Consider the following 26,796-nt stretch of genomic DNA (forward strand, 5'->3'; position numbering starts at 1 on the left):
GGAGCCGGCCATGAGCGAAGCGACCGACAACACTGCGACCGAGCACGCGGAGACCGAGCACGAGCATGCCGAGGCGGATCGACCGCCGAACTCGCTCATCTTCGTGATCGTGATCGCCACGCTGCTCTCCCTCGTGGTGACCGTCCTCTTCGTGAACGAGGTCTTCAAGGCGACGATGGAGCGGGAGATCTCGAGCAAGGTGCTCGAGCCGCCGAACAGCGCGCTCCGCGGCCTCCGGGCCATGGAGAAGGAGCGCCTCAGCCACTACCAGTGGGCGAGCGAGAAGGACGGCGTCGTCCGCATCCCGGTCGACCAGGCCGTGGCGCTCACGCTGAAGGCCTACCAGGAGAAGCGCATCGGACAGCCGCTGCCCGGCGCGAGCGCCGCGCCCGCGCAGGCGGCGCAGCCCGGGGACAGCAGCACGAAGCCCGACGAGGCCGCGGCGCCGAACGCCGAGAACGGCGCGCCCCTCCAGGGACAGGACGCAGCGAAGCCCGGCGACAAGGACGCGGCCAAGCCCGCCGACGCGAAGCCCGCCGACGCGAAGCCCGCTGACGCGAAGCCCGCTGACGCGAAGCCCGCCGACGCCAAGCCCGCCGACGCCAAGCCCTCCGACGCGCCCAAGCCCGCCGACGCCAAGCCCGCGCAGCCCGCGCAGCCGGGCGGCGCGGCCCCCAAGCCCGCGCAGCCTGGCGGCGCGGCCCCCAAGCCCGCGCAGCCTGGCGGCGCGGCCCCCAAGCCCGCCAGCCCGGCGCCGTCGTCCGCTCCGGTGCAGTGATGTCCCGCCCGCTGTCCGCCCTGCTCGCCGTGCTCGCGCTCGTGGTGGCCACCGTCACCCCGGCGCGGCGCGCGCGGGCGGCGGACACAACCATTCCGACAGAGCTCGTCGGCATCGACATCGAGGAGCGGCCGGGCGCCCAGCTGCCGCGCGAGCTCAGGCTCCGCGACCAGTCGGGACAGGAGGTCGAGCTCGGCCGGTACGCGGCGGGCGACAAGCCCCTCGTCCTGGTGCTCGGCTACTACGAGTGTCCGATGCTGTGCTCGCTGGTCCTGAACGGCGTCCTCCAGGCGATGAAGGAGAGCGCCTGGAGCGCCGGCAAGGAGTACCGCGCCCTCGTCGTGAGCTTCGATCCCCGCGACACGCCCGAGGCGGCGCGCAAGAAGCGGGCGAACTACATCGAGGCCTACGGCCGGCCGATCACCGGCGACGGCTTCGACTTCCTCGTCGGGGACGAGGCGTCGGTGCGGGCGCTCGCCAGCGCGGTCGGCTTCAACTACCGATGGGACGAGACGGCAAAGCAGTACGCGCACGCGGCGGGCGCGTTCGTCTTCACGCCGGACGGACGCCTGTCGCGCACGCTGTACGGCATCTCCTTTCCACAGAAGAACTTCGGCCTCGCGCTGCGCGAAGCGGGCAGCGGGCAGGTCGGGAGCGCCTGGGATCGGGTGCTGTTGTTCTGTTTCCATTACGATCCCAACGCCCGAGGGTACGTCCTGGCGACGCAGCGGCTGATGAAGGCCGCCGGCGTCCTCACGGTCGTGCTGCTCGGGCTCTGGCTCATGCGCTTCTGGCGGACCGAACGCGCCCGCACGAGGGCGCGCGTAAACGAGGCTTCCTAGGACACAAGGTGGCGGAGCCACAATTATGGAGAATAAGAACCCGATCGAACTTGGCTCCTTCTGGCTGCCCCGCGCGGGGTCGACGCTCGCAGAGCACATCGACACCGGCTGGGCCGCGGCCTACTGGGTCTCGGTCCTCTTCTTCGTCCTGGTCACCGGGGCGGTCGTGCTGTTCGCCGTGAAGTACCGGCGGCGCAGCGAGCACGACAAGACGAGCCCCATCGACCACAGCGCGACGGTCGAGGTCGTGTGGACGCTGATCCCGCTCGCCATCCTCATCGCGCTCTTCTTCGTGGGCATGCGCGGCTACGTGCACGCCTCCGTGGCGCCGGCCGAGTCGTACGAGATCAACGCCACCGGCGAGATGTACATCTGGACGTTCACCTACCCCGACGGGACGACGACCGTGAACGAGCTCGCCGTGCCGCGGGGGCGCCCGGTGCGGATCATCCTGAGCTCGAAGGACATCCTCCACAGCTTCTACATCCCGGAGTTCCGCGTGAAGCAGGACGTGGTCCCGGGCTCGTACACGTCGGTGTGGTTCGAGGCGACGGACACGCGCGAGACGGTGCTCCTCTGCACCGAGTACTGCGGCTCCGGCCACTCGGACATGCTGGCCACCGTCAAGGTGATGGAGCCGTCGGACTTCGAGAAGTGGCTCGAGGGCAACAACAACAGCGACCTCCCGCCCGAGGAGCTCGGCAAGACGCTCTTCGCCAAGCGGAGCTGCGCGACCTGCCACTCGCTCGACGGGACGCGTATCCAGGGTCCGTCGCTCAAGGGGCTCTTCGGCCGCGAGGAGGAGCTCGCGGACGGGTCGAAGGTCACCGCGGACGAGAACTACTTCCGCGAGAGCTTGTTCAACCCGCAAGGCCAGATCGTGCGCGGCTACCCGCCGGTGATGCCGTCGTTCAAGGGGCTCCTCAAGGACAGAGAAGTTGACGCGCTCATCGCTTACCTCAAGACGGTGAAGTGAGCGCCGGGGAGAAGCAGTCATGTCGCAGACAGTAACGACCCTCGACGTCAATACGGCACCGCACGGCGGCCACGAGACGGATTACATCCGGGCCAAGAGCGGGATCATGTCGTGGCTCACCACGGTCGATCACAAGCGGATCGGCCTGATGTACCTCGTCAGCACCTTCATCGCCTTCCTCATGGGCGGGGTCTTCGCGCTGGTCCTCCGGCTCGAGCTCCTGACGCCGAAGGCGACGATCATCAGCGCGAACGCCTATAACCAGATGTTCACGCTCCACGGCGCGGTGATGACGTTCCTCTTCATCATCCCGAGCATCCCCGGCGCGCTCGGCAACTTCCTCCTGCCGATCATGATCGGCGCGAAGGACGTCGCCTTCCCGAAGCTGAACCTCCTCAGCCTGTACCTCTACTGGATCGGCGCCCTCTTCACGCTCTCGTCGCTCGTCACGGGCGGCATCGACACCGGCTGGACGTTCTACGTGCCCTACTCGAGCACGGTGACCACCACGTCGGTCCTGAGCGTCACGTTCGGCGTCTTCATCCTCGGCTTCTCCAGCGTGCTCACGGGGCTGAACTTCGTCGTCACCCTGCACAAGCTCCGGGCGCCCGGGATGGGCTGGTACAAGATGCCGCTCATGCTCTGGGCGCTCTACGCGACGAGCATCGTCCAGATCCTCGCGACCCCCGTCCTCGGCATCACGCTCCTCCTGCTCATCGCCGAGCGCGCGTTCCACATCGGCATCTTCGACCCGGCGCTCGGCGGCGACCCGGTGCTCTACCAGCACTTCTTCTGGTTCTACAGCCATCCGGCCGTCTACATCATGATCCTGCCGGGCATGGGCATCATCAGCGAGCTCATCGCGGTGCACGCGCGGCGCCGGATCTTCGGCTACAAGGCGATCGCCTTCTCCAGCGTCGCCATCGCCCTGGTCGGCTTCCTCGTGTGGGGCCACCACATGTTCACCTCCGGCCAGAGCGAGCTCGCGGCGATCATCTTCTCGTTCCTGACCTTCCTCGTCGCCATCCCCAGCGGGGTCAAGATCTTCAACTGGACCGCGACGCTGTGGCGCGGCTCGATCGGCTTCAACGCGCCGATGCTGTACGCGCTGTCGTTCCTCATCCTCTTCTCGATCGGCGGCCTGACCGGCGTCTTCCTCGGGATGCTCAGCGTCGACCTGCACCTGCACGACACGTACTTCGTCGTCGCGCACTTCCACTACGTGATGGTCGGCGGCACGGTCATCGCCTACTTCGGCGGCCTCCACCACTGGTGGCCCAAGATCACCGGGAAGATGTACTCCGAGCGGCTCGCCGCCATCGCCTGCGTGCTCGTCTTCATCGGCTTCAACGTCACGTTCTTCTCGCAGTTCGTCCTGGGCAGCCGCGGGATGCCGCGGCGCTACTACAACTACCTCGACCAGTTCCAGCCGCTGCACGCCTTCTCGACCGTGGGCTCGTGGATCCTGGGCGCCGGCATCCTCGTGATGCTGGTCTGCTTGATCAAATCGCTCCGCTCCGGCGCGCCGGCGCCGAAGAACCCCTGGGGCGGGCTCAGCCTCGAGTGGACCACCGCCTCCCCGCCCATCACCGAGAACTTCGTCCGCACCCCGATCGTGACCAAGGGCGCATACGACTTCAACACGGAGAAAGCATGAGCGCGCACGCCGAGGCCGCCGATCGGCCGAACAAGGCAGGGCCGGTCCTGTCCCCCAATTTCCACGTCGCCCACCATTTCGACTCCGCGGACACGCAGTTCGACGCCAGCAGGATGGGCATCTGGCTCTTCCTGGTCACCGAGGTCCTCCTCTTCGGCGGGCTGTTCTGCGCGTTCGCGATCTTCCGGACCTGGTTCTTCGACTCCTTCGTGGAGGCCCACCACCACCTCGACAAGGTGATGGGCGGCATCAACACGGTGGTGCTCATCTGTTCCAGCCTGACGATGGCGCTCGCCGTCCGGTCGGCGCAGAAGAGCGACCAGAAGACCACGACGCGCCTGCTCGTGATCACGCTGCTCTGCGCGGCCGCGTTCCTCGTGATCAAGTACTTCGAGTACCAGCACAAGTTCCACGACGGCCTGCTGCCCGGGAAGTACTTCACCGCCCAGGGCTTCACCACGGCCCACGCGGGGATCTTCTTCGCCATCTACTTCATGATGACGGGCATCCACGGCCTGCACGTCGTCATCGGGATGGGGCTCATCACGTGGATCCTCATCCGCAACACGCGCGGTGAGTTCTCGAGCCGTTACTACTTGCCGGTCGAGGGGGTGGGGCTGTACTGGCACCTCGTCGACCTCATCTGGATCTATCTCTTCCCCCTGCTCTACCTGGTGGGCTGAGGCCTAGAGGACAGCATGTCGACACACGCAGAAGCAGCCGACGCGCACGGACACGGGCACGGCCACGGCCACGGCGCCGACCACGTGCCCCACGTCCTGCCGCTCAAGGTCTACATCGCCACGTGGCTCACGCTGCTCGTGCTCACGGTCGTGACCGTGGGCGCGAGCTACGTCGACCTCGGCGCCGCCAACCTGGCCATCGCGGTCCTCATCGCGACGGTGAAGGCGAGCGTCGTGGCGTTCATCTTCATGCACCTCAAGTGGGACCACAAATTCCACACCCTGATCTTCGCCTCGTCGCTCATCTTCCTGGCGATCTTCATCGGCTTCACCATGTTCGACACGACCAACCGGGGCCGGGCCGAGGAGATCGAGGCCGAGCGGCCGGCGGACTGGAAGGCGCCGTTCGACGGCAAGCGCGCCACCGACAACTGGGTCGTGAAGAAGCCGCACAAGGTGGCCCCGCCGCCCAAGCAGGTCCACCAGGGCACCGAGTGACCGGCCGCGGGGCCGCGCGCCCCGCGGTCAGGCGCCGGACGTAAGCTGGCGCACAAACGTAAGCTCCGGGAATTACAGGGGTTTCTCCTGCCGACCCCCGGATGTGGGCGCGGGCGCACCTCGCGCGTGCTCGCGGCTTTGGTGCGCGGTACAAGGGAGCGGTTGAAAGGCAACGTCGAAAGGTTGCTCCCGGCTGAACGCCGGGCGCCTCGACCGCGCCCTGGAAGCCCTCCCTGTCCGCGCGCGGATGCAATCCTCTTTCCAATCCTGGGCGCTTGACGCCGACCCCACCAAGAGCGGCTCGCCGCCGGCCGCGCGGCGGCGGCTCGCGGTGCTGCTGTCCGGGCCGAAGCCCCCGTCCTGGGACACCGCCGACCGCTGGCTGATCCAGCTCAGGTGGGTCGCGATCGCGGGGATGATCGCGACGACGGTCGCGAGCCGGAAGCTCGTGCCCGACCTCCGGCTCGGGCCGCTCGTCCTCGGCATCGGCGCGATCACGGTGGCGAACCTCGCGTGGACCTACCGGGTCCGGCGCGCGCGCCCGCTCGACGGGGGCGAGCCCTCGGCGCGCGAGCCGGCGCAGGAGCTCGCGCGCGCCCAGCTCGTGGGCGACGTGGTCGCGAACGCCTGGATGCTCTGGTTCTCGGGCGGCCTCGAGAACCCGTTCGCGGTCTTCCTCGCCTTCCACATCGCCCTCTCCGGCCTGCTCTGCCCGCGGCGCACGACCGTGCTCGTGGGGCTCCTGACGCTGCTCGCGATCGGCGTGCTCACCGACGCGGAGCCGCTGCCGCTCGAGTCCGCGTCGCTCGACGGCGACCGCATCCGGCAGCTCGGCGACCTCGTCTCGCTCACGTCGCTGACGCTGTTCCTCGGCTTCTTCGTCGTCGTGTACGCGCACCGGCTCGAGGAGCTCCGGCAGCAGAGCCAGCGGAACGAGCGGCTGGCGATGCTCGGGCGCATGGTCGGCGGCATGTCGCACGAGCTCAGCACGCCGCTCGCGACGATCCTCCTCGCGAGCAAGGACCTCGTCGACGTGGCGCGCGAGACGGGCTCCGAGGACGCGGCGCGCATGGCCGAGACGGTGGCCGGCGAGGCCCGGCGCGCGAGCGACATCATCAGCCTGATGCGCGGGCAGATCCGGCTCGACCAGCGGCTCGAGCCGCTGGAGCTCACCCGCTTCGTGCGCGACCTCGCGAAGGCCGAGCTCGCGCGGCTCGGCTACGGCGGCGAGATCGCGTTCGACACGCCGCGGCCGGTGCAGGCGAACGTGCTCAAGCCGGCGCTGCGCCAGGTGCTCGTCAACCTGCTCGCGAACGCGGCCGAGGCGACCGACGACCGGTCCGAGCAGCGGATCGAGGTGAGCGTCATCGAGCGCGGCGACGTCTGCGAGATCGCGGTCTCGGACAGCGGTCCGGGGCTGAGCCCCGAGATCGCCGGGCGGCTCGGGGAGCCGTTCCAGACGACGAAGATGTCGCAGGGCGGGATGGGGCTCGGGCTCTACATCAGCTCGATGATGGCCTCGCGCATGAACGCGGTGCTGCGCATGGAGAGCGTCGAGACCGGCGGGGCGAAGGCGACCTTGCGCCTCCGGCTCGACGGGACCCCGGGCCCGATGGACGCGGATCTGCCCCCCGCGCTGAAGCGCGCCGGGGCGGCCTGAGGTGAAGATGACGCGACGGATCGAGACGGCGCTGCTCGTGGACGACGACGACGCGTTCCGCACCACCTTGCAGGGCGCGCTGCGCCGCCGCGGCGTCGTGGCGAGGACCGCGGCGACGATCGACGAGGGGCTCGTGGCGCTCGAGTACGAGCCGGTGGACCTCGTGGTCATCGACTACCGCATGCCGCGCGGCGACGGGCTCAGCGCGCTCGCCAAGTACCGCAAGCTGCAGCCCGACGCGGCGATCGTGATGCTGACCGGGTTCGGGGACATCCCGCTCGCGGTGGCGGCGATGCGCGAGGGCGCGGACACGCTGCTCAGCAAGCCCGTCGACGCGGACAAGCTCCTGCGCGAGGCCGCGGGCCTCCGCGAGCGGCAGCGGCCGCCCCCCTCCTCGGCGTCGGCCCCGACGCCGCCGCCCGGGAGCCTGAAGCTCGACGACCTGGAGCGCGAGGCGATCCGCGCCGCGCTCCGGGAGTCGGGCGGCGTGGTGGCGACCGCGGCGAAGCTGCTCGGGATCGACCGGCGGACGCTGCAGCGGAAGCTGAAGAAGCTCGGGGGCTAGTGGTTGCCGAGCGCGTCGAGCGCGGCGAGGACGTCCTTCACGACGTCCTCCGTCTCCTCGACGCCGACCGAGAGGCGGATGAGCGCGGGGGAGATGCCGATCGCCGCGAGCTGCTCGTCGCTGAGCTCGTGGAAGCTCATGATGCAGGGCTGCTCGATGAGCGTCTCGACGCCGCCGAAGCTCGGGGCGATCGCGGCGATGCGGGTGCCGTCGACGACGCGCGCGGCCGCCTCGCGCCCGCCGCGCACGATGAAGCTCACGACGCCGCCGAAGCCGCGCATCTGCGCGGCCGCGACCTCGTGATCCGGGTGCGACGGGAGCCCGGGGTAGAACACCCGCTCGACGGCGGGGTGCGCCTCGAGCGCGCGCGCCACCGCGAGCCCCGTCGCGTTCTGCCGCTCGACGCGGAGCGCGAGCGTCTTCATCCCGCGGCCGATCAGCGCCGCGGCGTGGGGATCGATGACGCCGCCGAGGACGCTGCGCATGTCGCGGACGAGCGAGATCAGCGCGCTCGAGCCGGACACCGCGCCGCCGAGGACGTCGTTGTGGCCGGACAGGTACTTGCTGGCGCTGTGGACGACGAGGTCGATGCCGCGCCCGATCGGGTCGGAGTTGCACGGGGTCGCGAACGTCGCGTCGACGATCGTCTTGACGCGCGCCTTCTTGCAGATCTCGGCGAAGCGGGACAGGTCGATGCAGTGCAGGTACGGGTTCGTCGGCGACTCGCTCAGCGCGAAGCGGGTGCGCGGCTTGAAGGCCGCCTCGAGCTGGTCGAACGCGCCCGGGTCGATCAGCGTGTGCTCGACGCCGAGCCGCGAGAGCACGTTGATCACGAACTGCCGCGTGCGGCGGTACACGTCGCGGAAGAGGATGACGTGGTCGCCCGCCTTGAGCAGGGCGAACGCCGTGGTCGTCACCGCCGCCATGCCGCTCGCGAAGAGCACGGCGTCCTCCGCGCGATCGAGCGCCGCGATGCGCTGCTCGACCTCGCGCACGGTCGGGTTGCCGTAGCGGCCGTACTCCTGGCGCTCCGGGTCCGTGTCGCCCCCGGCGAAGTAGCGCTCGAGATCCGCCGTGTTCGCAAACGTGTACGTCGCCGTCTGCGCGATCGCGGGGGCGAGGGTGTGGGACGGCCGGTCGCGGAGCACACCCGCGTGCACAGCATCGGTCGAGTTCGGCAGTTCGGTCTTCATGGGGGCGCTGAGGTGGGGGGGGGCGCCGGGGTGGGGGCGCCGAGGGGCCGGGATCTTCGGTGCACCGGCCTTCAGAATTGTCGCACTTGACGCGTCGGAAATATAGGGAATACCATCGGTTATGTTGCATCCAGTCGAGCGCCTTGCGGCGGCCATCGACGAACACGCCGAGAACGTCGCCAAATTCAAACGTGGTGAGCTGACCCCCGACCAGTTCCGCCCGCTGCGGCTGGCCATGGGGGTCTACGCGCAGCTCGCGCACGTGAAGCACATGCAGCGCATCAAGATTCCCGGAGGGCAGCTCACGGCTGCGCAGCTGGAAGCCCTCGCGGAAGTCACGGAGCGGTGGGGTCGCGGGCTAGCGCACGTCACGACCCGCCAGGACATCCAGCTCCACTACCTGGAGATCGAGGAGACGATCGACCTGCACCGCGTGCTCGTGCGCGCGGGGGTGACGACGGTCGGCGCGTGCGCGGACACGCTCCGCAACATCACCGCGTCGCACCTCGCCGGCGTGGTCGAGGACGAGGTGTTCGACGTGACGCCTTACGCGCTCGCGGTCACCCAGCACTTCCTCTTCCACGAGCACAACCGACGGCTACCGCGGAAGTTCAAGGTGGCCTTCTCGGGGAGCGCGCGCGACCACGCGCAGGTCATGATCAACGACATCGGTCTGTTCGCGAAGATCGGCGACCGCGGGCGCGGCTTCGCGGTCTACGTGGCCGGCTCGCTCGGCTCGACGCCCGAGATCGCGCACCTCTGGAAGGAGTTCATCCCGGAGTCCGATCTGCTGCCGTTGTGCGAGGCCGTGGTGAGCGTGTTCCACCGGGACGGAGAGCGGAAGAACCGGAAGAAGGCGCGCCTCAAGTTCCTGCTGCGCAAGATCGGCGAGGCCGAGTTCCTGCGCAGGCTCGACGAGGAGTTCGATCGCATCAAGGCGGAGCGCGGCGACGCGCTCGCGGCCGAGCTGGCGGAGAATGTGGGCAGGTACCGGGAGAACGATCCGCCCCCGCTCACGCCGCTGCGGGAGACGCTCGGCGACGGCGCGTTCGCGCGCTGGAAGCGGACCAACACGATCGCGCAGAAGCAGCCCGGCTACCGGGTGGCGACGGTCAAGCTGCCGCTCGGCGACATCACGAGCGAGCAGCTGAAGCGCCTGGCCGACCTGTCGCGGCGCTACGGCAACGGCGAGGTGCGGGCGACGAACACCCAGAACTTCGTGCTGCGCTGGGTGCCGGAGGGGCTGCTGCTCAACCTGCACCGTGAGCTCTCGCAGATCGGCCTCGCCGAGGCGGACGCGGGGCACGTCACCGACGTGGTGACCTGCCCGGGCGGCGACTACTGCACGCTCGCGATCACGAAGAGCATGGAGGTCGGGTCGCGCATCCGGGAGCACCTGGTGCCGAACGGCAGCCGCCAGGAGGCCGACGACTTCGTGAGCGCCCTCGGCGAGTTCGACATCAAGATCTCGGGGTGCCCGAACTCGTGCGGGCAGCACCACGTCGCCGACATCGGGATGACGGGGCTGATGGTGAAGGGCAAGGACGGGGTCGAGCGCCCGCACTACTCGCTCCGGGTGGGCGGCGGCTGCGGCCCGAACGCGCGCATCGGCGAGCGCCTCGACGGCCGCATCCCCGAGGAGGAGACGCCCAAGGTGATCGCCGCGATCGCGCGCTTTTACATGGCGGGTCGCGCCGAGGGCGAGAGCTTCCGCGACTTCGTGACGCGCAAGGGCGTGCAGGAGATCACCCGCGCCGGCTTCGCGGCCGCCGAGGGTGCGGCCATCTAGAGCGGCTCTGAGCGGGGACGGAGAGGCCGTGCGCGGTCTCTCGTCCCCGGCTTTCGTTCTGCGGTCCCGCGTCCCCTCTTCTCGTCTCCCGTCTTCCGTCTCCCCTCTTCCGTCTTCCGTCTTCCGTCTTCCGTCTTCCCTCTTCGTGCGCGTGCGCGTGCGCGTTGATTCCGGGGGATCGCGCACGCGCACGCGCACGAAAGACGCGCACGGGAGACGGGAGAGGCGGGACGGAAGACGGGAGAGGGGGGACGGGAGACGGGAGACGGGAGACGGGAGACGGAACCCGGGCCTGTCTCCCGCGCGGGCGAGCCCCGCTCAACGACGACGAGGAATGAGGGGCGGATCGCCGGCGAAGGGGTTCATCGCCAGCGCCGCCAGCACGCCCGCGGCGCCCGCCTTGACCTTCTCCATCCCCGGAGCGACCGGCGCGAGCTCCTCGCGCTCCTCGATGAGCTCGGGGGGAATGTCGAGCAGGAACCTGCTCGGCGTCCTCGGCACCATCTTGCCGCGCGAGCCGCGGTGCTTCGCCCGCGTGAGGTAGAGCCGATCGCGGGCCCGCGTGACCGCGACGTAGAAGAGCCGCCGCTCCTCCTCGATGCTGTGCCCGCCCGTGTCGCCCCCCTCGGCGCCGCTCGGCGCGGCGTCCGTGGCGCGCTCGTCGAGGCTGCGCTGGTGGGGCATCAGCCCCTCCTCCAGGCCGATCACGAAGACGTACGGGAACTCGAGGCCCTTCGCGCCGTGCATCGTGGTGAGCGTCACGCGGTCGGTGGCCTCCTCCTCCTCGGAGTCCTGCCGGAGCGCGAGCAGCCGCAGGAACTCGGCGAAGCTCGCGCGGTCCCCCTTCCCCTTCTCGTCGCGGCGCGCGAAGACGTTGAGCAGCCCCTCGAGGTTGCCCCAGCGGCGCGCGGCGGCGTTGTTCGTGGAGGAGCCGGTCATGATGTCCTCCTTGAAGCCGGCGTCGGCGAGCAGCGCGCGCGCGACCTCCGCGGAGGGCTCGCCGCGCTCGAGCCGCCCGCGCGCGGCCTCGATGATCCGGAGCAGCTGGCGGCACCCCTCGATCGCGGCGGCGCTCAGCTCGTGGACGGCGTGCGGACGCGACACCGCCGTCCAGAGCGAGGTGTCGTGCGCCGTCGCGTAGGCGCCGAGCTTCGCGACCGCGGCGTCGCCGACGCCGCGCGCCGGGTAGTTCAGGATGCGCCGCAGCGACATCTCGTCCTGCGGGTTCAGCGCGACGCGCAGGTAGGCGATGAGGTCCTTGACCTCCTTGCGCTCGAAGAACTGCTGGCCGCCGATCATCCGGATCGGGATCTGCCGCTCCTTGAGGGCCGACTCGATCGCGGCCGCCTGGAGGTTCGACCGGTAGAGCACGGCGATGTCCTTCGGCCGCGCGGCCTCCCGCTCCAGGAGGCGCTGCGCCTCCGTGGCCACGAAGCTCGCCTCGACGTCGGGGTCGACGCAGATGATGGACCGCACCTTGTCGCCGTCCAGGCGGGTGGCGATGAGCGACTTCTTGTGCCGCCGGGCGCCGGACTTCGCGAGCACCGCGTTGGCGACGTCGAGGATCGGCTTGCGCGAGCGGTAGTTGTGCTCGAGCTTGACGACCTTCGCGCCGGAGAAATGCTCCTCGAAATCGAGGATGTTGCGCACGTCGGCGCCGCGCCAGGCGTAGATCGACTGGTCGTCGTCGCCGACGACGACCACGTTGCGGTGCTCGCCGCAGAGCAGGCGCAGGAGCTCGAGCTGGGCGCGGTTCGTGTCCTGGTACTCGTCGACGATCACGAAGCGGTAGCGCATCCGCCAGCGCTCGAGGACGTCGGCCCGCGTCTGCCAGAGGCGGACCACCTCGCAGATGAGGTCGTCGAAGTCGAAGGCCTGGAACGAGCGCAGCGCCGCGTTGTAGCGCGGGTACACGAGCATCGAGATCTCGTCGTAGTCGTCGATGCCCTTGCCTTGCCGCTGCGCCTCGGCCCACGCCTCGGGCTCGAGGAACGCGTTCTTGGCGTTCGAGATGCGCGAGAGGATCGCGCCGACGTCGTAGCTCTTGCCGGCGCGGAGCTCGCGGAGGATCTCGCGGATGACCCCCAGCGCGTCGGACTGATCGAAGATGGCGAACGAGCCGCCGCGCAGGCCGAGGGCGCGGGTCTCGGCGCCGAGCACGTCGAGGCCGAAGCGGTGGAAGGTGCAGACCTTGAGCTCGCGCGCGACCTTGGCGCCGACGAGCTTGCCGACGCGCTCGTGCATCTCGGCGGCGGCCTTGTTGGTGAAGGTCATCGCCAGGATGGAGCGCGCCGAGATGCCGCGATCGAGCAGGCGCGCGATCCGCGTGGTCACCACGCGCGTCTTGCCGGATCCGGCGCCGGCGAGCACCAGCATTGGCCCGAGCTCGTGCTCGACGGCCGCACGTTGAGACGGGTTCAATAAGTCCGACACCGTGCGGTGGCCTAGCCCGGCGTGGGCCGGAGCGGGAGCTTGATTTTATCGGACGGCGGGGCGGGCGCGGGATCACCGCTGGAACGGCTCAAAGTCCGGGCGGCGTGGCGAACTGCCCCGGGAACGGGTTCGCCTCCCGGCGGCGCCGGACGTCGTCGAGCGTCCAGGGCGCCGTGCCGCGCTCGTGGAAGAGGGCGACGCCGATCACGCCCACATTCCTCGTGTCGCCGTGCTTCTGGTTCGCGTAGGAGCCGCGGACCGAGCCGAACCGGAACGCCGCGACCGTGTCCATGCTCTGGCGGAAACCGTCGATCTCGAGCTCGCCGTGGGGCTCGACCAGGTAACCGCGCTTGTCGAACGCCGCGGGCTGGCCGTCCATGACGTCGAGGCCGTCGACGGAGACGACGCACTCGATCCGGTTCGGCGTGAGGTTGCGCAGCACGACGCTGTAGCGCTGGCCGGCCTCGCCGACGACGTGGCTCGTCTCGCCGGCGACGAAGCCGCTCAGGAAGCCGCCGCCCTCGCCGCGCAGCCCGATGGCGACGGCGCCGCCGGCGAGCGTGAAGGCCTGCGGCGACGTGCGGCGGAAGCCGGACGCGCTCGCCATGGCGCGAGCCCCCTCGGCGTCGTTGTAGAACAGGCTCGCGAGCGCGAACGGCCGCTCGACGTCGGCGCGGACGAACGGCGCGGTCGAGATGCGGGACACGCGCGTCTCGCCCCACTCGGTGCCGAGGCCGGGGCGCTCGATCGGCTCCGGCGCGACCTGGCTGCTCGGGGCCCGGCGCGCCGCCCCCTCGGCGCGGCCGGCGCCGTGCGCGGCGGAGGGCGCCTCGAAGTCGGCAGAGGGCGCCGCGGGCGCGGGCGGCGATGCGGAGAGCGGCGGCGGGGCGGGCGCGCCCGGCTCGGCGGCGGCGCCATCCCAGGCGCCGGAGTTGCCCGAGGCGACGAACCCAGGCGCGGGATCGGCTGCCCTCGATGTCGCGGCGTCCGCCGGCCGGGCCGCGGTGCCGCCGCCGCACGAGGCAGCGCCCGCGAGGAGCGATACCGCCAAACAAGCCAGCCCGATTCGTCGCGTCCGGTTCATGGTCCCTCCACTCCGCATTGCGGTGTCGACCGGAGAACGGGCTCGACGAGGCTACCTTACAGCCGAGCGCGCCTCTGCCGCGGCGGGCGCCGACGGCGTCGGCGCGGGGTGATCGCCCGCCGCGAGCCAGCGCTCCGCGAGCGTGAGCCCGAGCGCGGCGGACGCGACGGCGAGCGCGCACACGCCGAGGGCGGCAGCGCGCGACGCGGCGCGGGCGGCGCGCGGCGCCGTGCATGCGCGCCGCCGCGAGCGCGACGGCGGGCGGCGCGCGAGGGGCGCGACGACGGCGCGGCCGCCGCCCTGCGAGGCGAGCGGCGGGAGGCGCTGCGCGGCGGCGGGCGCGGCGGCGCGGGCCGTGGGGACGTCGAAGGCGGTCGGGGTGAGCTCCGCCGTGCTGGCTGCCTCCGCCGCGCCGCGCGGCGCCCCGTCGCGCAGCCGGCGCACGGCGGCGTCCATGTCGTCGGCCGTCTGGAAGCGGTGCTCGGGCGCCTTCGCGATGGCGCGCAGGATCACCCGATCGAGGGCGGCCGGGATCGCCTGCGGCGCGAAGCGCGACGGCGGGGGCGGCTCCCGCTCGCAGTGGGCGAAGCGGAGCGCGTCGCGGCGGCCGTGCAGCTCGTCGAACGGGCCTCGCCCGGCGACGAGCTCGTAGAGGACGAGGCCCATCGCGTAGATGTCGGCGCGCGGATCGATCGGCAGGGAGGCGCACTGCTCGGGCGCCATCGTCCTCGGCGTGCCGATGACCGCGTCCGGGGCGGTCAGCGAGGCGCCGGCGTGGAGGAGCTTGGCGACGCCGAAGTCGAGGACCTTGAGCGTGCCGTCGTCGCACAAGAACAGGTTCTCGAGCTTGAGGTCGCGGTGGACGATGCCGGCCGCGTGCGCGAGCGACAGCGCCGAGAGGGCCTGCTGCACCAGGCCGAGCGCGGTCGGGACCGCGACCACGCCGAGGCGCGCGAGCTCGGTCCTGAGGTCGCGCCCTTCGAGGAGCTCCATGGCGAAGTAGGGGCGGCCGCCTCGGGTGGTGCCGAGATCGAACACCTCGGGCAAGCTCCGGTGGCGCAGGCGAGCGATCGCGCGTGCCTCGGCGCGCATGCGCGCCGAGAGATCGCTGCGGCCGGCGTGGCAGCGGTGCAGCAGCTTCACCGCGAACCGGCGGCCGAGCTCGCGGTGCTCGACCTCGTACACCTCGCCCATGCCGCCCTGGCCGAGCAGGCGCACCACGACGTACGGCGTGCCGTGGATCGGCTCGCCCTCGGCGAGCGCGCGCAGCGGCCGCGCGTCCTCGGACGGCTCGACCTCGCCCAGCGCGCGCAGCAGCCGCGCGTCCGCGGACGGCTCGACCTCGCCCAGCGCGCGCAGCGGCCGCGCGTCCGCGGACAGCTCGACCTCGCCCAGCGCGCGCGGCGGCCGCGCGCGAGGAGCCTGCGGCGCGCGCAGAGCGCCGGGCGCGTACAGGAGCGTGCGCCCGTCGGCGGTCGCGCCGGTCATCGCGCCCCTCCGTCCGCGAGCTGCGCCCGCGCGCCGCGCGCGCCGCGCGCACCGCCAGATGGCGCGGCCTGCCCCGCGCCGTCGGGCGCGGCCGTCTCCCGGCCGCCGTCTTCTCCCTGCGCCTCCGCGAGCGCGGCGGCCATCGCGTCCGCCGTCTGCCAGCGGAGCCCCGGGTCCTTCTCGAGGGCGCGCGCGACCGCGTGGTCGAGCGCCGGAGGGACCCAGAGGAGCGAGCGGAGCCGCGGCGCCGGCGTGCTCAGGTGCGCCCGCATCACCGCCATCGAGTCGACCACCGGAAACGGCCCTCGCCCGGTGATCGCCTCGAACAGCAGGAGCCCCACCGCGTACACGTCGGTGCGCGCGTCGACATCCTCGCCCCGGATCTGCTCGGGCGACAGGTAGCGCGGCGTGCCGAGGACGTTCGAGCCTGTCGGCGGCCCGAGCCCTTCGCGGGTCACCTTCGCGATGCCGAAGTCGATCAGCACCGCGTGCTCGGCCTCGGGCGCGGAGGGCCCGCTCTCCAGATCGGCCGCTCCCTGCTCGGCGCCGCTCACCTGCGCGAGGAAGACGTTGGCCGGCTTGATGTCGCGGTGGATGATGCCGGCGCGGTGCGCCGCGGCGAGCCCGCCGAGCACCTGGATGGCGATGCGCACGGCGGCGGGGATCGCGAGCGGCCCGCGCGCGTCGAGCCGCTCGCGCAGCGTCTCGCCGAAGAGGCGCGGCATGACGAGGAAGGGACGGCCGTCGCTCGTCACGCCGACCTCCTCGACCTTCACGACGTTCGGGTGGCTCAGCGTCGAGAGCGCGCGCCCCTCCTGGACGAGGCGCGCGCCGACCTCGCTCGCCCCCTCGTGCATGGCGCGGAGCAGCTTGAGCGCGCGCAGCTGACCGCGGCGCCCCGTCACCTCGAAGACCTCGGAGCACGAGCCTGCCCCGATCCTCTGGAGCAGGCGGTACGAAGTCCCCGGGAGCGGCTGTCCTTCTCGCTTTTGCACCATGTCCGTCGACCTCCCTTGCGGGGGCGCGCGGCGGAGCGCCGGCGCCTTCGTTCGGGAAGGGAATCGTCGCTCTCGCGGCGGGAGTTGCGCGGACAAACCGCTCAGCTCACCAAAAAACGCGCAATCAACGGATGTGCAGTGGGCGCGGCGCGCCGTTCAGGGCTGTACAGGGGCGCGGGGCGCGCTCAGTGATAGAGGAACCACCGGACGCCCGGCTTGATCTCCATATGGTAATGGTCGGCGTGCGGCGCGTTGTAATTGGGCGTCAGCACGTATGTAAAAATTCCGAGATCCGCCGCCTCGCACACGATCGACCGGAGCTCGCGCGCCTCGGGGAGCTCGGGCTGGGGCGCCCCCTCGCCGCAGGTCTTGTCCCCGATGCGGCCGTGGAAATGGCGCGCGACGCTGATCCAGGTGCCGTCGCGCTTCTTGAGCGCGCCGACGTCGATGGCCAGGCCGGCCGGGTGACGCGTGCCGGGCGGAGCCCACGCGCCGCGGGGCTTCTGGCCCGCGTCGCTGCGCAGCGCCACGTCGCCGCGGGGCTTCTGGCCCGCGTCGCTGCGGGGCTTCTGGCCCGCGTCGCTGCGCAGCGCCACGTCGCCGCGGCGCTTGGTCGCGGACGCCGTGGCCCGGGACGCCGCGGGCTTGCGGCGCGCAGAGCGTCGCGTTCCTGCCTTGCCGGCCGCCGTGGCCGGCGCGCTGCGCGCCGCGGTCGTCCGCCCCTGGGTGTCCGGCGCGCTCGATGCGGCGTTTCGAGGGGGCTCCGCCGCGCCCTTGTCCTTCGCGTCGACCCCCGCCGCGCCCTTGTCCTTCGCGTCGACCCCCGCCGCGCCCTTGTCCTTCGCGTCGACCCCCGCCGCGCCCTTGTCCTTCGCGTCGACCCCCGCCGCGCCCTTGTCCTTCGCGTCGACCCCCGCCGCGCCCTTGTCCTTCGCGCCGGCCCCCGCCGCGCCCTTGTCCTTCGCGCCGGCCTCCGCCGCGGCCTTGTCCTTCGCGCCGGCCTCCGCCGCGCCCTTGTCCTTCGCGCCGGCCCCCGCCGCGCCCTTGTCCTTCATGCGTCGCGGGCGCTCCTCGGGCGCCTTCGACGTCCCATCGAGCGCGCCCTTCTTGCCCAGCTCGACCGGAGGCGCAGGCATCGTCGATTCCTTGCGAGCGTCGCCGTCCGCGGCCTTCGCCTCGACGGCCCCGTGCGCGTGCTCCCCCTCGTGGTCTCCCCGCTCGCGGCCCGGCATCGGCACGTTGGGTCGATACATCGTGTAATGGACGACCTCGTCGATATCGTGCCGCATGAGCACGGCCGCGAAATCGTCGAGGGCGAGCGCGAGGCGCGCGTCCAGGATCTCGAACATGCTCGTCACGCGCTGCTCGGGCGGGAGCACGGAATGGTAGTACACGCCGTTCAGCCGGCCCGTGAGCCGGATCGGCGCGCGCACCCCGGGCGCGTGATCCACCCTGAGGTACAGGATCTTCCGGCGATCCAGCTCGGCCAGCGCCTCGTCGTCCGTCATGTTGGCGTAGCGGTACGCCGGGGAGGCCTCGGCGACGCTCGCCTCCGGCGTCACGAGGAACGGCGACGCGGCCAGCGCGGGCGCCGGATCGAGCGTCGCGACGGACGCGAGCAGCGCGCCCACCAGCGGCTTCAGCAGACAGCGAAGTCGGGAAAACGCCACAGCGGCCGCACTCTAACGTGACCGGGCAGGAAGGCGAAAAAACGGCGACGGCTGGACCGGTGAGCAGCAGCTCGATCGCGGCGCCGCCGCGCTGACCGTCGCGCAGCGCCGTGCTCGCGGTTACGCTGGGCGCGCGGCGCCCAGAACGGCGCGATCCCCGCGCGCATCCCCTCCGCGACGAACACGCCTTTGCAACCACCGACGCCCTTCGAACCGAGCCGCGACGCGCACCCCCGAGCCGGCGCCGAGACGCCCGGCGCGCCGGCCGACGCGGGCGCGCTCCACGGCGAGCGCCCGCGGCCGCCCGAGCCGACCGCCGCGCGCGCGCTCCTCGCCGCGGCCATCACGACCGCCGCCGTGACGGCGGCGTCCTACGCGGCGCCGAAAAGCTACGCCGGCACGCTCGTGGGCCTCGCGTTCCTCGCCGCGACGTACTGGCTCGTGCTGCGGTACGACGAGGCGACGATCCGCGCCCACGGCCTGTCCCTCGGGGGCGTCCTCGAGCCCGCGCCGCTCTCGGCAGCGCGGCTCGCCCGCGCCGCGCTCCGCGCCGTCGCCTGGGCCGCCTTGGTCGCCGCGATCGTCTTCCCGCCGTTCTGGCTCGGCTACCGGCTGTACTGGGGCGTGACCTCGCCGTTCGTGCTGCGCCCGCCGTCCGCCGACGAGATCGCCGCGCAGCTCCTCGTGGTCGCGCTGCCGGAGGAGGCGTTCTTCCGCGGCTACCTCCAGAGCGCCCTCGACCGCGTCTTCCCGCCGCGCGTCCGCGTCCTCGGCGCGCCGCTCGGCCCGGCGTGGCTCATCTCCTCGGCGATCTTCGCGCTCGGCCACGTGCTCACGATCCTGCACCCCGCGCGGCTCGCCGTCTTCTTCCCCGCGCTCGTCTTCGGGTGGCTGCGGGCCCGCACCGGCGGCATCGGGGCGCCGCTCCTGTTCCACGCGGCCTGCAACCTCTTCTCGCTCACCCTCGCGAACGGCTACGTTCACGCGCCGTGAGCACCTCGTCCGACGACACGGCGCCGGGCTCCCCGCGCGGCGGCGGCCGGGCGGGGCAGGACGGCGCCGCGCCGCGGGACGGCCGCGTCGCGCGCCGGCGCGCGGCGCTGTTCGACATGGATCGCACGCTGCTGCGCAAGGAGACGGCGAGCCTCTACGTGAAGTACCAGCGCCAGATCGGCGAGGCGACCGCGCGCGATCTCCTGCGGACCCTGTACTGGGTCGGGCAATACACGCTCGGCGTGCTCGACGCCGAGAAGGTCGCCGAGCGCGCGCTGCTCGCGCTCCGGGGCGTGCCCGAGACCGTCCTCGCGGCCCGCTGCGACGACTGGTTCCGGCTCCACGTCGAGCCGCACATCGCCGACGGGGGGCGCGAGGCCGTGCGGCGGCATCGAGCGGCCGGAGACCTGTGCGCCATCGTGACCGGCGCGTGGCCCTACACCGCGCGCCCGCTGGCCAGGCGGCTCGGGATCGAGCACCTCGTCGCGAGCGAGCTCGAGATCGACGAGCGCGGGCATTTCACGGGCCGCGCCGCGCCCCCGCTCTGCCTCGGGGAGGGCAAGGTCGCGCGCGCGCGGGCGCTGGCCGAGGCGCAGGGCTTCCGGCTGGAGGACGCGACGTTCTACACGGACAGCATCAGCGATCTGCCGCTCCTCGAGCTCGTGGCGGAGCCGATCGCCGTCAACCCCGATCCCCGCCTGCGCCGGGTCGCCGAGCGGCGGGGCTACCGGATCGAGCGCTGGTGAGCGCGCCGGGCGGTCGCCTCACGTAGCCGCGCGGGCGCCTCACGCGGCCGCGTTACGCGGGCGGCGGTCGAGAGCCCGGCGGCGGCCGCGAGGTGGGCGAGCCGAACGAAGGCGGCGGCCGCGACGAGAGCGGCCCCACCGGGAGGCTCGCGCGGGAGAGGCTCGAGCGGGTGTTGACCGCCCACAGGACGATCGCGGCGACGACCGGACCGATGAAGATGCCTGCCGCGCCGAACAGCTCGAGCCCGCCGAAGATGGCGAGCAAGGCGATGAGCGGGTGCATCCCGCCGTGCGAGCTCTGGACCCACGGCCTGATCACGTTGTCCGAGAGCCCGACGAGGACGGCCGCGGCGCACATGCCGATGCCGGCGCCGATGCGCCCGATGACGAACAGGTAGATCGCCGCCCCGACCGTCACCGGCGTGGTGCCGATCATGGGGACGAGCGAGAGCAGCGTGGCGAGGAGGCCGAGGAGGAACGCGCCCGGCACCTTGCAGACGAAGAGCGCGACGGTCGTCAGCGTCCCCTGGACGGCCGCCGTCGCGAGCAGGCCGAGGACGGCGCCGTGCACCGTGTCCTGGATCGAGGCGAAGAGGACGTCGGTCTCCTCGTTCCTGAACGGCGACTGCGTGAGCAGCCAGCGCAGCAAGAGGCCGCCGTCGCGGAGCAGGTAGTAGAGCGCCACGATGAACAGGAAGGCGTCGACGATCGTCTGCGGCACCGCGGCGACCATGCCGCCCGCGAAGCTCGCCATCGAGCTGCCCACCCGCTGGAACAGGTTGCTCACGTACGTGCGGATGTCGTCTCCGGACAGGCCTGCCCTGTTGATGAGCCCCGTCAACCGGCCGTCGTTCAGGAGGCCCTGGACGCGCTCGATGGTGCTGGACCAGTCCCGCGCGAAGAAGCGGCTGATCGAGGCGGAGGCCTCGATGATGATCACGGCGAGCGGGATGCACACGAGGATCACCACGCCGACGGTGGAGATCGCGGGCGCGAACTGGCGGAAGCGGCCGAGTCGCGGCGAGAGGCGGCGCTGGAGCGGCGAGACGAGGAGCGCGACGAGGCCGCCGAGCAGGACGGGGACGAGCAGCCCCTTCACCATCCAGAAGAACAGCGCGACGAGCCCCGCGCGGAGGGCGAACGACAGCCATCGATCCGACTGGGTATCTTGGTTCATCGCCGGGTGCGCTTGCTCGTTGTGCCGCGTTCAGCGGCCTCCGGGGTCAAGGTAGGGTGGGCCTCCGGCGACCACCAGCGATTTCCGCGTTCCGCGAGCGCAGCGCGGCGATTCCGGGATACAGTCAAGCTCGGCCGACGACCGCGGAGGCGACGGCGCCTTCACCGCCGCGTCAGCTGGAGGAAGCAAGATGAGCACGAGCGGTGGCGGGGTTCCGCCCGGGGGCGGAAACTGGGGGAACGGCGGCGGGGGCTGGGGAAACGGCGGCGGGGGCTGGGGAAACGGCGGCGGCTGGGGGTCGAGCCCGCATGGCGGCCAGGGAGTGGCGCCGGGCGGCGGTGCGCCGGCGGGAGGGGGATACCCGCCTGCGGGTGGGGGAGTTGCGCCGCTGGGTGGGGGATCTCCGCCGGCGGGCGGGGGATACCCGCCGCCGGGCGGAGGATACCCGCCGCCGGGTGGGGGATATCCGCCGCCGGGCGTGGGATGGGGGGCGCCGCCCGGAGGAGGACAGGGCGGGCCGCCCGCAGGCGGCTGGGGGCCGCCGCCCGCGTACGGCGGCGGGCCGCCCCCGCCGGGAGCGATGCAGCTCTACTCCGACAAGGATCAGGCGACTGCCTTCCTGCTCGCGGCGTTTCTCGGGATCTTCGGCGCCGACCGCCTTTACCTCGGTCAGACCGGGCTCGGCCTCCTGAAGCTGTTCACGTGCGGCGGCTTCGGCTTCTGGACCCTCATCGATCTGATCCTGATCGGCACCGGATCGATGCGTGATGCCCAGGGCCTCGTGCTCAAGCGCGACGCGCCCGTCGGTTACCCGACCAAGAGCCAGTCCACGGTCTTCTTGCTCTCGTATTTCCTGGGGAGCCTGGGCGCGGATCGCTTCTATCTGGGACAGACCGGGCTCGGCATCGCCAAGCTCTTGACGTGCGGAGGACTCGGCATCTGGTCGCTGATCGACATGCTGATGATCGGAATGGGGCGGTTCCGCGACGCCGAGGGCAACTCGCTGAAGTTCGACCGCTGAGGCGACTACACCTGAGCGGAGGAGAACAGCCCGTCGCTGAAACTGGCGGACTCTCCCCGTCCCCCGTCCCCCGTCTCCGTGCTCGTCTTTCGTGCACGTGCGCGTGCGCGCTCCGTTCATCCCTCTCTGCCCAGAGTCATCCGTTTCCACGCAACTGAGCCGGCACCCGCGACGATCTCGCAAGCATGGCTCTCCTCGATCACGAAAACCTGGACGTCTATCACCGTTCCATCGAGTTCTTGACCCTCGCACTTCGTCTCGTCACGTATCTGCCTCGTGGAGAGCGAGAGCTTCGTGAGCAACTCAAACGCGCAGCCATCTCGGTGCCACTAAACATCGCAGAAGGCTCAGGAAAACCCGCGAAGCCTGACCGAGCGCGCTTCTACGCAATTGCCCGTGGCTCCGCGATGGAATGCGGCGCGCTGATGGACGTGTGTCGCGTGGCGGGCTATCTGGCGCCTGCTGAAGCGGAAGATGCGAAGAGCTTGCTTGCTCGAATCGTCGCTATGCTCACGAGAATGTGCCGCGGGTGAGCATATGACGACATGGTCGCGCACGCGCACGCGCACGCGCACGAAGGACGAGCACGGGAGACGGAAGACGGGAGACGGAAGACGGGAGACGGAAGACGGAGGACGGGAGACGGAAGGCGGGAGACGGCGAGACGGGAGACGGGAGACGGGAGACGGGAGACGGCGAGCGGGCCTCTCAGCGCGCGCCGCCCGAATCACCGAAACGGTCAGCCTCGCTCCCTCACGCCATCACTCCAGCGCCAGCATCCGCACCGAGCGCGGAACGAGCCGCACCTCCAGCGCCCCTCGCCTCGCCTCGAAGTGCGCGTCGTCCAGCACGTCGCGCGCGCGCGCCGCGCTCACCGTGACCCGCGCGACCACGTCGGCGTCGCCGGGGTTCAGCAGGAAGAGCACCCGCGGCGCGCCGGACGCGTCCTCGTGCAGCGTGGCGAACACGCTGTCCGGATCGCACGCGAACGTCGGAAGGCCGAGCGCGTCGATGGCGCGCGACACCGCGGAGTCCGCCGCGGCGGGGTTGTCCTGGAGGAGCGCAGGCAAGTTCTGCCCGGGGGCAAGGAGCCGCCGCAGATCGTAAGGCTGCGGGAGCGCGCGGAACGCGCCGTCGAAGGCCGGCTCGCGCGGGCCCAGCGTGATCAGCGTCCCCTGCCCCGCCGTCGCCTCGAGCCGCGCGAACAGATCCGGGCTCAGGCCGCCCGAGGTCGCGCAAATGACCCAGCGCGCCCCGGCGAGCGAGATGTCGCGATCCTCGCCCCCCACGTGCGCGTAGGGGACGCCGCGCGCGTCGAGCGCCTCCTCGAACGCGCGCACGAACGTGTCGGGCTCCACCCCGAGCGGGTAACCGAGACCCACGTCGTCCTCGAGGCAACGGTCGCGCGGCCCGAAGTTCATGATCGAGAAGAACGCACCGGTGAGCGGGCCGAAGGCGTGCATCACCCGGGTGAGCCGGCGCTCGGTGCGCGGCGTGACGATGCGCACCGGCGCGCGGCGGCGCAGCGCGTGGAACCTCGTGGCCTCGAGGGCCGCGGCGAGCTTCCGCCAGAAGGCGGCGAACGGGCGCGGGCGGCCGTGCGGATCGATCGGCGCGCCGATCCAGCGATCGCGCTCGACCGCCATGTAGATGTTGTACCCGCGCAGCCCGTACGCGAGCGCGGCCATCATCACGAAGATGCTGTCGCGCTCCTCAAGCGGCGGGAAGAACGGCGGGAAGCCGGCGCCCATCTCGCACGCGAACGGCGGCAGGGAGAGCGCCTCGCAGCGCACGGCGAGCTCGCTCGTCCGGCGAGCGATGATCTGGCGGCTGCTCGGGCTCGCGACGCTGTAGTAGTCGAGGCCGACGAGGTCGACGACGCGCGAGATGCGCGCCGGGTTGAGCGGCGTCGCGTCCTGGCCCATCGGGAAGTTGTGCATCGTCGGCAAGCCGTCGAGGCTGGCCGCGGCGAGCGCCTTCGCGAAGCGGCCCATCGCGACCTCGAGGAGGTGCTCGTGGAACTCGCTCCAGTCGAGGTGGCGCGCGAGATCGGCCGGCGCCTCGGCGTCGAACGCGACCGGCGGCATGATCGTGGCGAACCGCAGGTCGCCCTCCTCGGCCGGCGCGCGCTCGCGGGCGACGGCGCGCAGGAGCGCGGCGCCGGCGTCCTCGACCATGGCGCCCTCGGGCGCGGGCTCCGCCCGTCGCGCGTACGCGCGCTGGAGCGCCTCGATCGTGCGGTACTTCTCGCGCAGGAAGTCGCGGTACAGGGAGATCGCGTCGGGGTGGTAGTCCTGGTCGTACGCGCCGTCGCGGAAGTAGAGCGCGCCCTCGTTGTCGATCTGGAAGAGCACGATCGGCCCGTCCGGATAGAGGTGCGGCTTGAGCACCGGGGCGAGCGCGTGGAAGTAACGGGCGACCTCGTCGTGGAACGCGTTGCTCGCGTAGCTCGGGACCGGGAACCCGTAGGGGAGCATCGGGAGCACGACCGGGTTGTTCCGCGGGGAGCGGGCCTGGCAGCTCGGATCCCAGATGACGCGCTCGGGGATGCCGAAGCAGGTGAGCTCCGCGTTGATGTGCGGGCCCGGGCGGGCGATGACGTAGAAGCCGAGGTCGTGCGCGAGGCGGAGAAAGGCGCCGACGTCGCGGCGCACGTCGAGCTGGCCGAAATCGAACTGGCCCGGACCGGTCTCGTGAACGGCCCAAGGCACGTAGATGTCGATCAGGTGAACGCCGAGCGCGCGCGTGGCCTCGAGGCAGGCGCGCCAGTCCGACGGGTCGAGCCGCCAGTAATGCAGGGTGCCGGCGTACAGCGGGACCAGCTTGCCGCCGATGTCCAGGCCGCCTGGGACGAGGCGCACCCCCCGCGTGAAACGTTCCTCTGGAGAGCTCGCGTCCTGCGTCGTGGCCACGCGCGCGCACACTAGCAAGGATCGCAGGGAGATCGATACCGCCGCGTGCGATCGGGCGAGCGCGCGCCGGTCGAGGAGGGCGGCCGCGCGCTCGCTCGACCGCGCGGGGCTCAGCGCAGCATCGTCAGCGAGCGCGCCACGAAGTCGTAAACGGGCGCCCAGTAGACGCCGAGCAGCAGGGTCGGAACCGCGAGCGCGCACGCCGTCGCGCCGAGCAGCGGCCGCACGGCCGCGGGCTCGGCGCGCTCGCCCTGCTCCAGGTACATCGCGCGGAGGACGCGCGCGTAATAGAAGAGCGAGATCACGCTGTTCACCACGCCGACGATCGCCATCACCCAGCGCCACGGGCCGCCGGCGGTGAGCAGCGCCGAGAAGAGATAGAACTTGCCGACGAAGCCCGCCATCGGGGGCAGGCCGGTGAGCGACACCAGGAACACGGCCATCGCCGCGGCGACGAGCGGCGCGCGGCGCCCGAGCCCCCGGAAGGCGGAGAGCGTCTCGTCCCCGCCGCTCTGCTCGGCCACGGCCATCACCACCATGAACGCGCCGAGGTTCATGAAGCAGTACGTGACGATGTAGAACGCGATCGCGGCGACGCCGGCGTCGCTGAACACGGCGAAGCCGAGCAGCATGTAACCGGCGTGCGCGATGCTCGAGTAGGCGAGCATGCGCTTCACGTTCTCCTGGCCGAGCGCCGACAGGTTGCCGACGGTCATGGTCGCCATCGCCAGGCACCCGGCGAGCACCGGCCACGGCGTCGCGACGCCGGGCGGCGCGCTCCCGGCGCCGAGCGCGTCCAAGAAGAAGCGGACCAGCACCGCGAAGCCGGCGGCCTTGGGCCCGACCGAGAGGAACGCGGTCACCGGGGTCGGCGCGCCCTCGTACACGTCCGGCGTCCACATGTGGAACGGGGCCGCGCTGATCTTGTAACCGAAGCCCGCGAGCATGCAGGCGGTGCCGACGAAGACGACCTCGGGCACCTTGCCCTGCTGCGCCGTGAGCGCGGCGATCCGGGCCGCGCACTCGCCGAGGTGCATCGACGCGGTGATGCCGAAGATCCAGCTCATCCCGTAGAGCATGATCCCCGACGCGACCCCGCCGAAGATGACGTACTTGAGCGCCCCCTCGCTCGATCGCGCGTCGCCGATCTTGAAGCCCGCCAGCACGAAGCTGATCACGCTGACGAGCTCGAGCGACAGGTAGATGAGCAGCAGGTGGCGGCTCGCCGCCATGAGGTTCATGCCCAGCGAGAGCACGAGGATCAGCGTGAAGAGCTCGCCCACGTCGCGCCGGAGCTCGGGCGCGGCCGCCGGCCCCGTCGGGGGCACCGCGAAGAGGACGATCGCCGCGGTGACGAAGGCGAAGATCACGCGGAACAGGTTGGAGAAGCGATCGAACGCGAGCATCCCGTAGAAGAGCTCGTGGGGCCCGGCGCCCGTCGCCAGGAAGTAGGCGCCCATCCCGCCCGACGCGCCGAGCGCGGCGAGGCTGATGACGACGAGGCCGGCGATCTTGAGGCGCGCCGGCGACGCGAGGTCCCACACGACGAGCAGCAGGGCGGCGGCGATGAGGACGAGCTCCGGCGCGAAGTACGGGAGGCTCGCGACGTTGTCGAAGGTGCGCGTTTCCACGG

22 protein-coding genes and 1 pseudogene are annotated in these 26,796 nt (G+C 71.6%); 13 read left to right on the forward strand and 10 right to left on the reverse strand.

What is annotated here, in order from left to right:
• Positions 1-10: 10 nt before the first annotated feature.
• The 8 genes from WME98_RS14880 to WME98_RS14915 all read left to right on the forward strand — a co-directional run bounded on the left by WME98_RS14880 (position 11) and on the right by WME98_RS14915 (position 7,659).
• The gene (locus tag WME98_RS14880) at positions 11-778 is read left to right on the forward strand and encodes a hypothetical protein (RefSeq protein WP_437951895.1); all 768 of its coding nucleotides are present in this window, start codon (positions 11-13) and stop codon (positions 776-778) included.
• Entirely contained in the window at positions 778-1,620 is an 843-nt protein-coding gene (locus tag WME98_RS14885) for an SCO family protein (protein ID WP_437951896.1), read from the forward strand. Before WME98_RS14880 ends, WME98_RS14885 begins: the two co-directional genes overlap by 1 nt.
• A 25-nt stretch (positions 1,621-1,645) precedes the next feature.
• Positions 1,646-2,596, forward strand: coding sequence for a cytochrome c oxidase subunit II (gene coxB, locus WME98_RS14890; RefSeq protein ID WP_061629769.1), 951 nt, complete (start codon positions 1,646-1,648; stop codon positions 2,594-2,596).
• A gap of 19 nt (positions 2,597-2,615) precedes the next feature.
• Entirely contained in the window at positions 2,616-4,253 is a 1,638-nt protein-coding gene (ctaD, locus tag WME98_RS14895) for a cytochrome c oxidase subunit I (RefSeq protein ID WP_437951897.1), read from the forward strand.
• Positions 4,250-4,936 carry a cytochrome c oxidase subunit 3 family protein gene (locus tag WME98_RS14900; RefSeq protein ID WP_437333890.1) on the forward strand — a complete coding sequence of 229 codons (687 nt, stop codon included), beginning with the start codon at positions 4,250-4,252 and terminating at the stop codon, positions 4,934-4,936. Before ctaD ends, WME98_RS14900 begins: the two co-directional genes overlap by 4 nt.
• Before the next feature lie 15 nt (positions 4,937-4,951).
• Entirely contained in the window at positions 4,952-5,434 is a 483-nt protein-coding gene (locus tag WME98_RS14905; protein WP_061629766.1) for a cytochrome C oxidase subunit IV family protein, read from the forward strand.
• Positions 5,435-5,681: 247 nt separating this feature from the next.
• Positions 5,682-7,094, forward strand: coding sequence for a sensor histidine kinase (locus tag WME98_RS14910; RefSeq protein WP_437951898.1), 1,413 nt, complete (start codon positions 5,682-5,684; stop codon positions 7,092-7,094).
• Positions 7,095-7,101: 7 nt separating this feature from the next.
• Positions 7,102-7,659, forward strand: coding sequence for a response regulator transcription factor (locus WME98_RS14915; RefSeq protein WP_437315626.1), 558 nt, complete (start codon positions 7,102-7,104; stop codon positions 7,657-7,659).
• On the opposite strand, the gene WME98_RS14920 is transcribed toward WME98_RS14915, so the two are convergent.
• On the reverse strand, positions 7,656-8,852 hold the full coding sequence (locus tag WME98_RS14920; protein ID WP_061629764.1) for a trans-sulfuration enzyme family protein: 1,197 nt from the start codon (positions 8,850-8,852) through the stop codon (positions 7,656-7,658). The two genes, WME98_RS14915 and WME98_RS14920, sit on opposite strands and share 4 nt — an antisense overlap.
• A 121-nt stretch (positions 8,853-8,973) precedes the next feature.
• Here WME98_RS14920 and WME98_RS14925 point away from each other — a divergent pair, with 121 nt between their 5' ends.
• Positions 8,974-10,641: a nitrite/sulfite reductase gene (locus WME98_RS14925; protein WP_437951899.1), complete on the forward strand. Its 1,668-nt coding sequence runs from the start codon at positions 8,974-8,976 to the stop codon at positions 10,639-10,641.
• A gap of 318 nt (positions 10,642-10,959) precedes the next feature.
• On the opposite strand, the gene WME98_RS14930 is transcribed toward WME98_RS14925, so the two are convergent.
• The 5 genes from WME98_RS14930 to WME98_RS14950 form a co-directional block, all read right to left on the reverse strand.
• Positions 10,960-13,074, reverse strand: a complete 2,115-nt coding sequence (locus tag WME98_RS14930) for an ATP-dependent helicase (protein ID WP_269084088.1) — start codon at positions 13,072-13,074, stop codon at positions 10,960-10,962.
• 88 nt (positions 13,075-13,162) lie between these two features.
• The gene (locus tag WME98_RS14935) at positions 13,163-14,125 is read right to left on the reverse strand and encodes a hypothetical protein (protein ID WP_437951900.1); all 963 of its coding nucleotides are present in this window, start codon (positions 14,123-14,125) and stop codon (positions 13,163-13,165) included.
• A gap of 84 nt (positions 14,126-14,209) precedes the next feature.
• Entirely contained in the window at positions 14,210-15,646 is a 1,437-nt protein-coding gene (locus WME98_RS14940; protein WP_437951901.1) for a serine/threonine-protein kinase, read from the reverse strand.
• A complete protein-coding gene (locus tag WME98_RS14945; RefSeq protein WP_437333897.1) occupies positions 15,643-16,644 on the reverse strand; it encodes a serine/threonine-protein kinase in 1,002 nt (333 codons plus the stop codon). The genes WME98_RS14940 and WME98_RS14945 overlap by 4 nt, the downstream gene beginning before the upstream one ends.
• A gap of 185 nt (positions 16,645-16,829) precedes the next feature.
• Positions 16,830-18,275 carry an extensin family protein gene (locus tag WME98_RS14950; RefSeq protein WP_437951902.1) on the reverse strand — a complete coding sequence of 482 codons (1,446 nt, stop codon included), beginning with the start codon at positions 18,273-18,275 and terminating at the stop codon, positions 16,830-16,832.
• A gap of 228 nt (positions 18,276-18,503) precedes the next feature.
• On the opposite strand from WME98_RS14950, the gene mrtC reads away from it, so the two are divergent.
• Positions 18,504-19,307 carry a myxosortase MrtC gene (mrtC, locus tag WME98_RS14955; RefSeq protein ID WP_437951903.1) on the forward strand — a complete coding sequence of 268 codons (804 nt, stop codon included), beginning with the start codon at positions 18,504-18,506 and terminating at the stop codon, positions 19,305-19,307.
• Complete coding sequence (locus WME98_RS14960) at positions 19,304-20,053, forward strand: HAD family hydrolase (RefSeq protein WP_437333900.1); 750 nt, start codon at positions 19,304-19,306, stop codon at positions 20,051-20,053. The genes mrtC and WME98_RS14960 overlap by 4 nt, the downstream gene beginning before the upstream one ends.
• Positions 20,054-20,105: 52 nt before the next feature.
• Here the strand turns inward: WME98_RS14960 and WME98_RS14965 are convergent, their stop codons facing one another.
• Complete coding sequence (locus WME98_RS14965) at positions 20,106-21,230, reverse strand: AI-2E family transporter (protein WP_437333901.1); 1,125 nt, start codon at positions 21,228-21,230, stop codon at positions 20,106-20,108.
• 190 nt (positions 21,231-21,420) lie between these two features.
• Here WME98_RS14965 and WME98_RS14970 point away from each other — a divergent pair, with 190 nt between their 5' ends.
• On the forward strand, positions 21,421-22,251 hold the full coding sequence (locus tag WME98_RS14970) for a TM2 domain-containing protein (protein WP_437951904.1): 831 nt from the start codon (positions 21,421-21,423) through the stop codon (positions 22,249-22,251).
• Positions 22,252-22,436: 185 nt separating this feature from the next.
• Positions 22,437-22,784, forward strand: coding sequence for a four helix bundle protein (locus tag WME98_RS14975; RefSeq protein ID WP_437951905.1), 348 nt, complete (start codon positions 22,437-22,439; stop codon positions 22,782-22,784).
• Between the two features lie 43 nt (positions 22,785-22,827).
• Here WME98_RS14975 and WME98_RS14980 read toward each other — a convergent pair.
• From WME98_RS14980 to WME98_RS14990, 3 genes and pseudogenes are all read right to left on the reverse strand, one after another.
• Positions 22,828-22,944: pseudogene (locus WME98_RS14980) on the reverse strand (hypothetical protein); the annotation flags it as partial.
• Between the two features lie 68 nt (positions 22,945-23,012).
• Positions 23,013-25,112 (reverse strand): beta-galactosidase, encoded by a 2,100-nt coding sequence (locus WME98_RS14985; protein WP_437951906.1) that lies wholly within the window; start codon positions 25,110-25,112, stop codon positions 23,013-23,015.
• Positions 25,113-25,273: 161 nt separating this feature from the next.
• A complete protein-coding gene (locus WME98_RS14990; protein ID WP_437951907.1) occupies positions 25,274-26,794 on the reverse strand; it encodes an NADH-quinone oxidoreductase subunit N in 1,521 nt (506 codons plus the stop codon).
• Positions 26,795-26,796: the final 2 nt, after the last annotated feature.

The sequence above is a fragment of the Sorangium sp. So ce296 genome, assembly GCF_051529605.1.
GTDB classification, from domain to species: Bacteria; Myxococcota_A; Polyangia; order Polyangiales; family Polyangiaceae; genus Sorangium; species Sorangium cellulosum_D.

What these genes read in the sequence shown, in the direction of transcription:
- WME98_RS14880 (WP_437951895.1), top strand. Translation starts at nt 11, where the DNA reads ATGAGCGAAGCGACCGACAACACTGCGACCGAGCACGCGGAGACCGAG.
- WME98_RS14885 (WP_437951896.1), top strand. Translation starts at nt 778, where the DNA reads ATGTCCCGCCCGCTGTCCGCCCTGCTCGCCGTGCTCGCGCTCGTGGTG.
- coxB (WP_061629769.1), top strand. Translation starts at nt 1,646, where the DNA reads ATGGAGAATAAGAACCCGATCGAACTTGGCTCCTTCTGGCTGCCCCGC.
- ctaD (WP_437951897.1), top strand. Translation starts at nt 2,616, where the DNA reads ATGTCGCAGACAGTAACGACCCTCGACGTCAATACGGCACCGCACGGC.
- WME98_RS14900 (WP_437333890.1), top strand. Translation starts at nt 4,250, where the DNA reads ATGAGCGCGCACGCCGAGGCCGCCGATCGGCCGAACAAGGCAGGGCCG.
- WME98_RS14905 (WP_061629766.1), top strand. Translation starts at nt 4,952, where the DNA reads ATGTCGACACACGCAGAAGCAGCCGACGCGCACGGACACGGGCACGGC.
- WME98_RS14910 (WP_437951898.1), top strand. Translation starts at nt 5,682, where the DNA reads ATGCAATCCTCTTTCCAATCCTGGGCGCTTGACGCCGACCCCACCAAG.
- WME98_RS14915 (WP_437315626.1), top strand. Translation starts at nt 7,102, where the DNA reads ATGACGCGACGGATCGAGACGGCGCTGCTCGTGGACGACGACGACGCG.
- WME98_RS14920 (WP_061629764.1), bottom strand. Translation starts at nt 8,852, where the DNA reads ATGAAGACCGAACTGCCGAACTCGACCGATGCTGTGCACGCGGGTGTG.
- WME98_RS14925 (WP_437951899.1), top strand. Translation starts at nt 8,974, where the DNA reads ATGTTGCATCCAGTCGAGCGCCTTGCGGCGGCCATCGACGAACACGCC.
- WME98_RS14940 (WP_437951901.1), bottom strand. Translation starts at nt 15,646, where the DNA reads ATGACCGGCGCGACCGCCGACGGGCGCACGCTCCTGTACGCGCCCGGC.
- WME98_RS14945 (WP_437333897.1), bottom strand. Translation starts at nt 16,644, where the DNA reads ATGGTGCAAAAGCGAGAAGGACAGCCGCTCCCGGGGACTTCGTACCGC.
- WME98_RS14965 (WP_437333901.1), bottom strand. Translation starts at nt 21,230, where the DNA reads ATGAACCAAGATACCCAGTCGGATCGATGGCTGTCGTTCGCCCTCCGC.
- WME98_RS14970 (WP_437951904.1), top strand. Translation starts at nt 21,421, where the DNA reads ATGAGCACGAGCGGTGGCGGGGTTCCGCCCGGGGGCGGAAACTGGGGG.
- WME98_RS14975 (WP_437951905.1), top strand. Translation starts at nt 22,437, where the DNA reads ATGGCTCTCCTCGATCACGAAAACCTGGACGTCTATCACCGTTCCATC.